The sequence below is a fragment of the Acidovorax sp. 1608163 genome, assembly GCF_003669015.1.
Classification (GTDB): domain Bacteria; phylum Pseudomonadota; class Gammaproteobacteria; order Burkholderiales; family Burkholderiaceae_C; genus Acidovorax.
In genome coordinates this window covers 3,452,261-3,464,134 of the sequence record NZ_CP033069.1, presented here as the reverse complement: position 1 = coordinate 3,464,134, position 11,874 = coordinate 3,452,261, and the positions used below count along the sequence as shown (strand labels likewise).

Below are 11,874 nucleotides of genomic sequence, written 5' to 3'. Positions count from 1 at the left end.
CCCCAGGGAAAAGACCGCACAAGACCGCAACTGCTGCCACCATGACGCAATCCATCATTGAACTTCGAGGCGTTGGGAAAACCTTTCGCTCTTCAGACGGCCGAGAGCGGCCCGTATTGCATGGCGTGGACTTCACCCTGAAGGAAGGCGAGATCGTCGCGCTTCTAGGCCAGTCGGGCTCGGGCAAGAGCACCTTGCTGCGCATCATGGCTGGCCTGGTGCCCGCCGACCAGGGGGACGTGCAATACCGCGGGCAACCGTTGCACGGTCCTGCGCGCGCGATCAGCATGGTGTTTCAGTCGTTTGCTTTGTTCCCCTGGCTCACGGTGCAGCAGAACGTGGCGCTGGGGCTGGAGGCGCGCGGTGTGCCGCAGGTGGAGAGCGACGCGCGGGTGGCTGCGGCCATCGGCTTGATTGGCCTTGCGGGCTTTGAAGGGGCGCTGCCACGGGAGCTGTCGGGCGGCATGCGCCAGCGTGTGGGCATTGCCCGCGCGCTGGTGACCGAGCCGGACGTGCTGTTGATGGACGAGGCCTTCTCTGCCCTGGACGTATTGACTGGCGAACGCCTGCGTGAAGACATCTTGCAGTTGTGGCGCAGTGGCACCATGCCCACCAAAGCCATGCTCGTCGTCTCGCACAACATTGAAGAGGCCGTGATGATGGCCGACCGTGTGCTGATCTTCGCGAGCGACCCGGGCCGCATCCGCTTTCAGCTGGCGATCCAGCTGCCAAGACCCCGCAACGCAGACAGCGCCCACGTGCGTGCGCTGATCGATGAGGTCTACGCGTTCATGACCGCCGGTGCCACACGCCATGGCGCCACACCCGGTGATGCCGAGACCGAGCAGCCGGAAGAACTCGCCCTGCTGACCGACCGCCTGCCCGCCGCAGACGTGGTGCGCATGGACGGGTTGTTGGAGCTCTTGGCCGAGCCGCCCTTCGATGGCCGTGCGGACCTGCCGCAGCTGGCTGAGGAAACCAGCCTGACCGATGCGGAGCTGCTGCCTCTGGCCCATGCAGTGGCACAGCTGGGGCTGGCAACGCTGGCGGGTGGCGACTTGCAGATGACCCCGCTGGGCCGTCGCTATGTGGAGGGCAGCCACAGCCTGCGACAAGACATTTTCGGGCAGCAATTGCTGGCCCACGTTCCGTTGGTGGCACACATTCGCCACAGCCTGGAGCAGGAGCCGACAGGTGAGCTGCGCGAAGAGCCCTTCTTGCACCTGCTGAGTGAGCAGCATGGAGACGCAGAGGCCGAACGTGTGCTGCGCACCGCCATCACCTGGGCACGCCACGGGGAGGTGTTTGAATATGACGCGCGCACAAGGGTCATGCGCTTGCCTGCAGGAGATGATGCGTCAGCCTGAGTCGAGCTGCGTCAGCCACTCCGCTAGCGGGTCTGCCCAAGGCCGCTGCGCTGCGAGATCGCAGTCACCCCCTGGCATCCCTGCGGGTGAGGAGGATCGTCAGGTGTAGCGCTTTTCCAGCGCGTCCCACGCAGGCTTGCCGACCAGGCGCTGGCGCTCTGCAAACGGGGTGACGAGGCCACTGTCCTCGCGCACTTCCTTGGCGTCGCGCAGCGTGGTCAGCGCGTTTTGCATGCCCATCACTGCGCCCTGCAGCGCCGCATTGGCGTACAGCACGATGCCGTAGCCCAGCTCGCCCAGCTGGTCGGCGTTGAAGAGGGGCGTTTTGCCGCCAATCACCATGTTCATCAACTGGGGCTTGTGCAACCGCTGGGGCAGGGCGCGCACTTCTTCGGCTTGGGTCACCGCCTCTACAAACAGGATGTCGGCCCCCGCCTCGGCAAACCTCTGTGCGCGCTCCACCGCCGCCTCAAAGCCGTGCGTGGCGGCAGCGTCGGTGCGCGCCATGATGAGGAAGTCTGGGTCGCGCCGTGCGTCCACTGCCGCCTTGATCTTGCTGACGGCCTCTTCGGTGCTGATGACCTCCTTGCCGCTGAAGTGCCCGCAGCGCTTGGGCGCCACCTGGTCTTCAAGCTGGATGCAGTCGGCCCCGGCACGCTCCAGCGTGCGCACGGTGTGCACCACGTTCAGGGCATTGCCAAAGCCGGTGTCGGCGTCCACGATCAGCGGCACATCCACGGCGTCGCGGATGCGGGCCGTGTGGTCGGCAATCTCGTGCAGGCCTATGAAGCCCTGGTCGGGCATGCCGAACCACATGTTGGTCACGCCTGCGCCCGTCACGTAGATGGCTTTAAAGCCCAGGTCGGCAATCACCTTGGCGGAGAGGGCGTTGAAAGCGCCAGGCACGATCAGGCCGTTGCGGGCTTCGACGAGTTGCTTGAGTTGTTTGCGGGTAGACATGGTGTTTTGAATAAAAAGGGCCGCTAGCGCTCACTAAATAATCGCTAGCAGCTATCAAATCAGGAGTGACTGCTGTGGGGCTTCAGGCCAGATCGCCCGGCACCCGCACCCAGCCTTCCATCAGGATGCGTGCGCTGCGGCTCATCAGGGCCTTGGTCACCGTCCACTGGCCGTTGATTTGTGCTGCCTCTGCGCCCACGCGCAGCGTGCCAGAGGGGTGGCCGAATCGCACGGAGCCTGGCATGGCGTTGCGCGTGCCGCCACTGGCCGCCCGGTGCACCAGCGTGCCGGGCACTGCGGCGGCGGTGCCAATCGCCACAGCCGCTGTGCCCATCATGGCGTGGTGCAGTTTGCCCATGGACAGGGCCCGCACCAGCAGGTCCACATCGCCTGCCTGCACAGCTTTGCCGCTGGATGCCGTGTAGGCCGCAGGCGGTGCCACGAAGGCGATCTTGGGTGTGTGCTGGCGCGTGGCGGCTTCGGCCACGTCGCGGATCAGCCCCATCTTCACGGCGCCCCAGGCGCGAATGGTTTCCAGGCGGGCGAGGGCCGCCTTGTCTTCGTTGATGTCGCTCTGCATCTCGGTGCCGGTGTAGCCCAGGTCACGGGCGTTGAGGAAGATGGTGGGAATGCCCGCGTTGATGAGCGTGGCCTGGAAGCTGCCGACGCCCGGCACCTCCAGCGCATCGACCACGTTGCCCGTGGGGAACATCGCGCCGCCACCATCGCCCTCACTGTCGTCCGCCGGGTCCAGAAACTCCAGCGCTACCTCGGCGGCCGGGAAGGTCACGCCGTCCAGCTCAAAGTCGCCCGTCTCCTGCACCTGCCCCTCGGTGATCGGCACATGCGCCACGATGGTCTTGCCGATGTTGGCCTGCCAGATGCGCACGGTGCACACGCCGCTGTGCGGAATGCGCGCGGCATCGATCAAGCCCATGTGGATGGCGCAGGGCCCCACGGCGGCCGAGAGGTTGCCGCAGTTGCCGCTCCAGTCCACAAAAGGCTGGTCGATGGACACCTGGCCAAACAGGTAGTCCACATCGTGCCCCGGCTGCGTGGCGGGCGAGAGGATCACCACCTTGGACGTGGACGAGGTGGCGCCGCCCATGCCATCGGTCTGCTTGCCATACGGATCGGGGCTGCCCACCACGCGCAGCAGCAGCGCGTCGCGCGCTGGGCCGGGCTGCTGTGCGGCCGGGGGCAAGTCTTGCAGGCGAAAAAAAACGCCCTTGCTGGTGCCGCCGCGCAGGTAGGTGGCGGGGATTTTGATTTGGGGTTTGCTCATGTTTTGATAGCTGCTTGCGTTTTAAGAAAGCGCGCTAGCGGCTGATTTGGCATTGGATTCCAAAAAGTCCTGTGCAAAGCGCTGCAGCACGCCACCCGCTTCGTACACCGAGACTTCCTCGGCCGTATCGAGGCGGCAGGTCACCGGCACCCGCAGCACTTCGCCATTGCGCCGGTGCACCACCAGCGTGAGGGTGGCGCGCGGCGTGCGCTCGCCCAGCACATCGTAGGTCTCGGTGCCATCCAGTCCCAGTGTCAGGCGGGTCACACCGGGCGTGAACTCCAGCGGCAGCACGCCCATGCCGATCAGGTTGGTGCGGTGGATGCGTTCAAAGCCCTCGGCCACCACGGTCTCCACGCCCGCCAGGCGCACGCCCTTGGCGGCCCAGTCGCGGCTCGACCCCTGGCCGTAGTCGGCCCCGGCGATGATGAGGAGCGGCTGGCGGCGGTGCAGGTACGTCTCCATCGCCTCCCACATGCGCACCACGCGGCCCTCGGGCTCGATGCGGGCGAGCGACCCCTTCTTCACCTGCCCATCCACCACCGCCATCTCGTTGACGAGCTGCGGGTTGGCAAACGTGGCGCGCATGGCGGTGAGGTGGTCGCCCCGGTGCGTGGCGTAGGAGTTGAAGTCCTCCTCGGGCACGCCCATCTTCGCCAAGTACTCGCCCGCCGCGCTGTCGGCCAAGATGGCGTTGGACGGCGAGAGGTGGTCGGTGGTGATGTTGTCGCCCAGCAGGGCCAGCGCTCGCATGCCCTTCAAGTTGCGCGGGCTGGCGGCCAAAGCGCCCACGCCCTCAGTGTCCCAGTACGGCGGGCGTCGGATGTAGGTGGACTGGGGGCGCCAGTCGTACTGCGGGCTCACTGCCTCGCCATCGTCCTGGCGTATCGCAAACATGGGCCCGTACACGGCGCGGAACTGCGCGGGCTTCACCGCCTGGGCCACGATGGCGTCGATCTCTGCATCGCTGGGCCACAGGTCCTTCAGGCGCACGGGCTGGCCATTCACTACCGCAAAGGCGTCGTTCTCAATGTCAAAGCGCACCGTGCCCGCAAGGGCGTACGCCACCACCAGCGGTGGGCTGGCCAGGAAGGCCTGCTTGGCGTACGGGTGGATGCGCCCATCGAAGTTGCGGTTGCCCGAAAGCACGGCCGTTGCGTACAGATCGCGGTCGATGATCTCTTGCTGGATGGCGGGGTCGAGAGCGCCGCTCATGCCGTTGCAGGTGGTGCAGGCAAAGGCCACGATGCCAAAGCCCAGCGCCTCCAGGTCGGCCAGCAGACCGGCTTCTTTCAAATACAGCTCCACCGCTTTGGAGCCGGGCGCGAGCGAGGTCTTGACCCACGGCTTGCGCGTGAGGCCCAGGCGGCGGGCGTTGCGCGCCAGCAGGGCGGCAGCGATGACGTTGCGCGGGTTGCTGGTGTTGGTGCAGCTGGTGATGGCCGCGATGACCACGGCGCCATCGGGCATGCGGCCGGGCTCTTGCACCCAGTGGGCGGCAATGCCGCGCTCGGCCAGCGCGGTGGTGGGCAGGCGGCGGTGCGGGTTGCTGGGGCCAGCCATGTTGCGCACCACGCTGCTGAGGTCAAAGCGCAGCACACGCTCGTACTGCACCTCGCGCAGCGTGTCGGCCCACAGGCCCGCGGCCTTGGCATAGGTCTCCACCAGCTGCACCTGCGCCTCCTCGCGGCCCGTCAGGCGCAGGTACTGCAGCGTCTGCGCGTCGATGGCGAAGAGCGCTGCGGTGGCGCCGTACTCGGGGCACATGTTGCTGATGGTGGCGCGGTCGCCAATCGACAGGCTCTCGGCGCCTGCACCGTAGAACTCTACGTAGGCGCCCACCACCTTCTCGTGGCGCAAAAATTCGGTGAGCGCCAGCACGATGTCGGTGGCGGTGATGCCGCTTGGGCGCTGGCCCGTCAGCTCCACGCCCACGATATCGGGCAGGCGCATCCAGCTGGCGCGGCCCAGCATCACGTTCTCGGCTTCGAGCCCGCCCACGCCCACGGCAATCACGCCCAGCGCATCCACATGGGGCGTGTGGCTGTCGGTGCCCACGCAGGTGTCGGGGAAGGCCACGCCTTCCTGAACATAGACCACGGGCGACATCTTCTCCAGGTTGATCTGGTGCATGATCCCGTTGCCCGCCGGGATCACCTCCACGTTGGCAAAGGCCTTCTTCGTCCACTCGATGAAGTGAAAGCGGTCCTCGTTGCGACGGTCTTCAATGGCGCGGTTCTTGGCAAAGGCATCGGGGTCAAAACCGCCGCACTCCACGGCCAGCGAATGGTCCACGATGAGCTGCACCGGCACCACCGGGTTCACGGCGGCAGGGTCGCCCCCTTCTTTCGCAATCGCATCGCGCAGTCCCGCCAGGTCCACCAGCGCCGTCTGGCCCAGGATGTCGTGGCACACCACGCGAACGGGGTACCAAGGGAAGTCGATGGTGCGCTGGCGCTCGATGAGCTGGCGCAGGTAGGCACCCAGCTGCGCGGGGTCGGCGCGCCGCACCAGGTTTTCGGCATGCACGCGGGCGGTGTAGGGCAGGGCGGCCCAGGCGCCGGGCTGGAGCTGTTCGACGGCATCGCGGGCGTCGAAGTACTGCAGCGTGGTGCCGGGCAGGGGTTTGCGGTGGGCGGTGTTCGTCATGGGGCAGAGTGGTTCACTATTTTTTTGATAGCTGCTAGCGCTTGTTGTGTGCGATTTTCAAGCATGAATGGCTTGAAAGTGGCGTCCAACCAGCGCTGGCTGCTATCGTTTTTTGTCAGCAGCGTTCTTCAATGGGCACGAACACCTGGTCCTCTGGCCCGGTGTAGTGGGCGCTGGGGCGGATGATCTTGTTGTCCACGCGCTGCTCGATCACATGCGCTGCCCAGCCGCTGGTGCGCGCGATGACGAACAGCGGCGTGAACATGGCGGTGGGCACCTGCATCATGTGGTAGCTCACGGCGCTGAACCAGTCGAGGTTGGGGAACATCTTCTTCACCTCCCACATCACGCTCTCCAGCCGCTCGGCAATGTCGAACATCTTGGTGCTGCCCGCCTCTTGCGACAGGCGTTGTGCCACGCCTTTGATGACGACGTTGCGTGGGTCGCTCACGGTGTAGACCGGGTGGCCAAAGCCGATCACCACCTCCTTGGCCTCCACGCGGCGGCGGATGTCGGCCTCGGCTTCGGTGGGGTTGTCATAGCGCTTCTGGATCTCGAACGCCACCTCGTTGGCGCCGCCGTGCTTGGGGCCGCGCAGCGCGCCAATTGCGCCAGCAATGCTCGAATACATGTCGCTGCCCGTGCCCGCAATCACCCGGGCGGTGAAGGTGCTGGCGTTGAACTCGTGCTCGGCATACAGGTTGAGCGAGGTGTGCATGGCGCGCACCCAACCCTCGGGCGGCGGGGTACCGTGCAGCAGGTGCAGGAAGTGGCCGCCAATCGAGTCGTCATCCGTCTCCACCGCAATGCGGCGGCCCGAGTTGCTGAAGTGGTACCAGTACAGCAGCATGCTGCCCAGCGATGCCATCAGGCGGTCGGCAATGTCTCTGCTGCCTGGCAGGTTGTGGTCGTCCTTCTCGGGCAGCGCACAGCCCAGGGCCGAGACGCCGGTGCGCATCACGTCCATGGGGTGGCTGGCGGCGGGCAGTTGCTCCAGCGCGGCCTTTACGCTGCCCGGCAGGCCACGCAGGGCGCGCAGCTTGGCCTTGTAGGCCTTCAGCTCGGCACGCGTGGGCAGCTTGCCATGCACCAGCAGGTGGGCAATCTCTTCAAACTCGCATACCTCGGCAATGTCCAGGATGTCGTAGCCCCGGTAATGCAGGTCGTTGCCGGTGCGGCCCACGGTGCACAGGGCGGTGTTGCCCGCCGTCACACCCGAGAGGGCGACGGATTTTTTGGGCTTGGGGAGTGGGGCCGAAGGGGCTGAAGGTGCAGAGGGGGCCGTGCCCGCGAGGGTGGTGTTCATGGTGTTGTCTCCTGGTTCAAGTGCGAAGGGTGGATGGCGACGGGGCGGCCGGTGGCATCCACCGCAACCATCTCGAACACCCCTTTGAGAACGTCTTCGCCCGGCATGTGGGGCCGCACGGCCAGGCAGTGGATGCACACGGTCATCGAACTGCGACCGATTCGGCTCGCCCAGCCGCGCAGCGTGAGCTGGCAGCCCACGGGCACTGGCGCGAGGAAGTCCACGCGGGTCACACCCGCCATGACGACCTCGCGCTGCGCCAGGCCACGGGCCGTCAGAAACGCAGCCTTGGCCAGCCACTGAAGCCCTTGCCCTGCAAACAGCTGGCCATGGTGGTTGCTGTGCATGGGCAGCACCAGTTCGTGCAGTTCCATCGTTCCAAAAGGTGTTGTCATGATTCGCAATTTACGCAAAATACACGCCTCGAAGAAGGGCTAAAAGGGCGAATTTTTGCGAAAGCAAACCTTCAAATTGCAAATTTTGCGAATTTCGATGAGCGAAAAGTGCGCTGCAAATACGCGATCAAGGCGCAATCCATGCGCGCAAAAAGGGGCAGGGTTTGAAAAAGACATTCATGGGCGTCAAGCTGCGCAAGCTGCGGGCTGAGCAGGGGCTGTCCCAAATTGCGTTGGCGCAGGCGCTGGGGCTGTCCCCCAGCTACCTCAACCAGCTGGAGCAAAACCAGCGGCCCTTGACGGTGTCGGTGCTGCTCAAGTTGCACCGCACTTTGGGCGTGGACATCCAGCAGTTTTCTGAAGACGAAGAGGCGCGGCTGATGGCCGGGCTCAAAGAGGCCCTGGCAGGCAGCGCTGAGCCTATCGGGCTGCCCGAGCTGCAGGAGATCGCCGCGCAGATGCCCGGGGTGGGGCGCGCCGTCATCGCCTTGCACCGCCGCAACCTGGAGGCGATGGAGCGGCTGGAGGCGCTGTCGCTGCAGCTGGGGGACGACCGCTCGGCCGCATCGGCGCCCCGGGCCATGGCGTTTGAGGTGGTTCGGGATTTCTTCTTTGCGCACCAGAACTACTTCGATGGACTGGACCGTGCGGCAGAAGCCTTGGCCGTGCAGGCCCAAGCCCACCCCGGCCCCCTGGCCGATTGGCTGACCGTGCGGCTGCAGCAACTCCATGGCGTGCGGGTGGCGCTGACGCAAGACCCCGCGGCAGGCAAGCGGCAGTTTGACCCCGACACGCGGCTGCTGCGGCTGTCGCACACGCTCGATGCCTCGCAGCGGGCCTTTCAGCTGGGCACGCAATTGGCCTTGCTGGAGTGCGAGCAGGCCATCAACGCCCTCATCCAGGTGGCGCCATTCACCGCCGACCCGGCCTCACGCAAGTTGGCCCGCGTGGGCCTGGCCAACTACTTTGCCGGGGCGCTGTTGTTGCCCTACCAGGCCTTTCTCAGCGCGGCCGAGGCGCTGCGCTACGACATCGATTTGCTCGACCAGCAATTTGGCGTGGGCTTTGAGACCGTGTGCCACCGGCTAAGCACCTTGCAGCGCCCGGGTGCGCCGGGGGTGCCGTTTTTCTTCATCCGGGTGGACCGCGCGGGCAACATCTCCAAGCGCCAGTCGGCCACGCATTTCCACTTCAGCCGCGCTGGGGGCACTTGCCCGCTGTGGAACGTGTACGAGGCCTTTGCGCGCCCTGATCGCGTGCAGGCGCAGCTGGCCAGCATGCCCGATGGGCGCCGCTACCTGTGGATTGCGCGCACCGTATCCACCTGCGCGGGCGGGTACGGCGCACCGCAAAAAACCTTCTCCATCGGCTTGGGCTGCGATGTGCGCCATGCCGCGCGCCTGGTGTACGCCAAAGGCCTGGACCTGCAAGACCCCGAGGCGGCGGTACCGATCGGCATGGGGTGCAAGGTGTGCGAACGCGAGCACTGCACGCAGCGCGCCTTCCCGTACGTGGGCCGGGCGCTGCAGGTGGATGAGAACCAGAGCCGGTTCACGCCGTATGGCTCTCCAGCGGCAGCACCAGCCTGAATTCAGCACCCCGGCCCTCTTCGCTTTCCACTTCCAGGCTGCCGCCGTGCCGTTGCACCACGGTGTGCACCAGGGCCAGCCCCAGGCCTACGCCAGAGATGTGGGGGTGGCTTTGGTCGTGCAGGCGGGCAAAGGGGGCAAACAGGCGGTCTTGCTGGCCTGGGGCAATGCCGGGGCCTTCATCGCGCACCGCCAACACCCAGTGCGTGCCGCGTGCTTGCAGACTGCACTGCACCACGCCGTTTTCCGGGCTGTATTTGATGGCGTTGTTCAGCACGTTGGCCACGGCGCGGCACAGCAAGGCCCGGTCGCCCAGGCAGGGCGCGGTGTCGGGCAGTGATTGCAGGGTGACTTGCACGTCGCGTTCGCTGGCCAGGGCCCAGGCGTCGTCCACGGTTTCGTTCAGCACGGCCACCAGGTCCAGGGGGGCCATGCGGTATTCCTGCGTTTGCGCACTGGCCAGGCGCACAAAGTTTTCTGCCATGCCGAGGGACGCCTGCGCGTACCGCTCGATGCGCTGCATCAGCGTGTCTGCGGGCATGCGGCCAGGGTAGGCGCGCTGCATCTCCAGCAGCGTCAGGATCGAGGCGTTGGGCGCGCGGATGTCGTGCGAGATGAAGTGCAGCGCCTGGTCGCGTTGCTGCAAGGCGCGGCGGATTTCGGTCATGTCCACCAGCGTGATGAGCCAGCCCACGTTGGCAAAGTCGGTGAACGGTTTGCACAGCATGAGCAGGTTGCGGCTTTGCCCGTCTTGTCCTTCGCTTTGTGCGGGCAATTGGCCGCTGCGCAATTTGTCCTGGGTGATCAGGGGCTCTTGGGTGCGCGGGTCTTGCAGGTCGTGCAGCACCTGGGTGATGGGTTTGCCCTGCAGTGCCGATGGCGGCTCGAACGCCCCCAGGCCGGTGTGGCGCTGCGCCGCCAGATTGGCCAGCAGGATGCGCCCTTGCGCATCGCAGACAAAGTTGGGTGAGGGCAGTTGCTGCAGGCTGGTGCTCACAAACTGGTGCAGGTCGCGCAGCTGGCGCGATGCGCTCTCGACCGCGTTGATGCGCCGCTCCAGAAAATCACCGGTGCCTGCCGTGGGGGTCTTCAGCACCAGCATGCCTTCGCGCTGCAGGTGTTCGATTTCGGTGCGCAAAAACTGGGCGGCGGCGCTGAGCCGCCGCCAGCTCCACAGCGGGTAGGCCAGCACCAGGCCCAGCAGCGCGGCGGCGGGGGCAAACTGCCATCCCGTCCAGGCAGGCAGCAACATCGACAGCAGCAGCGTGACCAGCGCCAGCCCCGCACTGGTGAGCAAGGCCGCCAAGGGGCCCGTCACCAGCAAGGCCAGCAGGGCCGCCGCGACAGGCACCAAATTGAAGGCGATGTTGGCGGCGGTGGGGGCGGTCTGCAGCCGCACCTGGGCCAGGTGGCTGTCGAGCACATGGGCGACGACTTCGACGCCGGGCATCAGCCGGGAACCGCTGCTGACCGGAGTGGCAAACATGTCGCCCAGGCCCGATGCCGCTGCGCCCACCAGCACGTATTTGCCGCGAAAGGCGCTGCTGGGCACCTGCCCGCGCAGTACATCGATGTAGGAATAGGTGGGGTAGTGGGCGGGCCCGCCGGCGTAGGCAATCAGCTCATGCTGGCGCACGGCCCAGGGGGCGGGGGTGCTGTTGCCCAAGGCGCTGGCGGGGTCTGACGGAGCCTGCGGTTTGCAGCCTTGCGCTGGGGGCTGTGCAATGCATTGCAGCGCCTGGCTGAGGTGGCTCCAGGGCGCATCCGCCGGGCCTTCTTGTAGGTACAGGCCGCGCACCACGCCGTCGCCATCGGGGGCCACGTGCACATGGCCCAGGGCGGCTGCGGCCTGGGCGAACATGTCCAGGGGCAGCTCGGACATCCCTTCAGATCCCCCTGCAGACAGCCCCGCATAGTTGCGCTGCAGCACAGGCAGCGCCACCCGGTGGCTCGCCGCAATGGCCTGGGCCAGCAGGGCATCGTCCAGCGGGTAGTCGGCATCGGCCTCGCTGAACAGAATGTCCAGGCCGATGGCCTGGGGTTGTTGTGCGCTGATGGCCTCCAGCAACTGCGCATGCAGCGCGCGCCGCCAGGGCCAGCGGCCGATGGTGGCGATGCTGCGGTCGTCCACCGCCACCAGCACGATGTCGGGGTGGGGTGGCCGCGCCAGGGCGCGCAGCCCCAGGTCCTGGATCAGGTGGTTGGGGCCTGCCAACTGCCCCGGAGGGCTCAGCCAGGCCACCAGGGCCAGCAGCGCCAGCGCCAGCAGGGTCCATTCAAAGCGTCGCTGCTGGGCGCGCGTGCGTGCGGCTTTGAGCATGGC

General features: G+C 66.3%; 8 protein-coding genes. 2 read left to right on the top strand and 6 right to left on the bottom strand.

The window, feature by feature from the left end:
* The first annotated feature begins 41 nt into the window (after positions 1-41).
* Positions 42-1,367 (top strand): nitrate/sulfonate/bicarbonate ABC transporter ATP-binding protein, encoded by a 1,326-nt coding sequence (locus EAG14_RS15325; protein WP_099658393.1) that lies wholly within the window; start codon positions 42-44, stop codon positions 1,365-1,367.
* Between the two features lie 99 nt (positions 1,368-1,466).
* On the opposite strand, the gene EAG14_RS15320 is transcribed toward EAG14_RS15325, so the two are convergent.
* From EAG14_RS15320 to EAG14_RS15300, 5 genes are all read right to left on the bottom strand, one after another.
* Positions 1,467-2,327 carry an oxaloacetate decarboxylase gene (locus EAG14_RS15320; RefSeq protein ID WP_121729406.1) on the bottom strand — a complete coding sequence of 287 codons (861 nt, stop codon included), beginning with the start codon at positions 2,325-2,327 and terminating at the stop codon, positions 1,467-1,469.
* An 82-nt stretch (positions 2,328-2,409) separates the two neighbouring features.
* Positions 2,410-3,612: a 2-methylaconitate cis-trans isomerase PrpF gene (gene prpF, locus EAG14_RS15315; RefSeq protein WP_121729405.1), complete on the bottom strand. Its 1,203-nt coding sequence runs from the start codon at positions 3,610-3,612 to the stop codon at positions 2,410-2,412.
* Positions 3,613-3,633: 21 nt separating this feature from the next.
* Positions 3,634-6,261, bottom strand: coding sequence for a Fe/S-dependent 2-methylisocitrate dehydratase AcnD (acnD, locus tag EAG14_RS15310; RefSeq protein WP_121729404.1), 2,628 nt, complete (start codon positions 6,259-6,261; stop codon positions 3,634-3,636).
* 115 nt (positions 6,262-6,376) lie between these two features.
* A complete protein-coding gene (gene prpC / locus EAG14_RS15305; RefSeq protein ID WP_121729403.1) occupies positions 6,377-7,567 on the bottom strand; it encodes a 2-methylcitrate synthase in 1,191 nt (396 codons plus the stop codon).
* Positions 7,564-7,962 carry an acyl-CoA thioesterase gene (locus EAG14_RS15300; protein WP_121729402.1) on the bottom strand — a complete coding sequence of 133 codons (399 nt, stop codon included), beginning with the start codon at positions 7,960-7,962 and terminating at the stop codon, positions 7,564-7,566. The genes prpC and EAG14_RS15300 overlap by 4 nt, the downstream gene beginning before the upstream one ends.
* 164 nt (positions 7,963-8,126) lie before the next feature.
* Here EAG14_RS15300 and EAG14_RS15295 point away from each other — a divergent pair, with 164 nt between their 5' ends.
* A complete protein-coding gene (locus EAG14_RS15295) occupies positions 8,127-9,551 on the top strand; it encodes a short-chain fatty acyl-CoA regulator family protein (RefSeq protein WP_121729401.1) in 1,425 nt (474 codons plus the stop codon).
* On the opposite strand, the gene EAG14_RS15290 is transcribed toward EAG14_RS15295, so the two are convergent.
* Positions 9,514-11,871, bottom strand: coding sequence for a CHASE2 domain-containing protein (locus EAG14_RS15290; protein ID WP_121729400.1), 2,358 nt, complete (start codon positions 11,869-11,871; stop codon positions 9,514-9,516). The two genes, EAG14_RS15295 and EAG14_RS15290, sit on opposite strands and share 38 nt — an antisense overlap.
* Positions 11,872-11,874: the final 3 nt, after the last annotated feature.

Bases quoted from the DNA above. Each gene is read 5' to 3' on its own strand.
- EAG14_RS15325 (WP_099658393.1), top strand. From the start codon at position 42: ATGACGCAATCCATCATTGAACTTCGAGGCGTTGGGAAAACCTTTCGC.
- EAG14_RS15320 (WP_121729406.1), bottom strand. From the start codon at position 2,327: ATGTCTACCCGCAAACAACTCAAGCAACTCGTCGAAGCCCGCAACGGC.
- prpF (WP_121729405.1), bottom strand. From the start codon at position 3,612: ATGAGCAAACCCCAAATCAAAATCCCCGCCACCTACCTGCGCGGCGGC.
- acnD (WP_121729404.1), bottom strand. From the start codon at position 6,261: ATGACGAACACCGCCCACCGCAAACCCCTGCCCGGCACCACGCTGCAG.
- prpC (WP_121729403.1), bottom strand. From the start codon at position 7,567: ATGAACACCACCCTCGCGGGCACGGCCCCCTCTGCACCTTCAGCCCCT.
- EAG14_RS15300 (WP_121729402.1), bottom strand. From the start codon at position 7,962: ATGACAACACCTTTTGGAACGATGGAACTGCACGAACTGGTGCTGCCC.
- EAG14_RS15290 (WP_121729400.1), bottom strand. From the start codon at position 11,871: ATGCTCAAAGCCGCACGCACGCGCGCCCAGCAGCGACGCTTTGAATGG.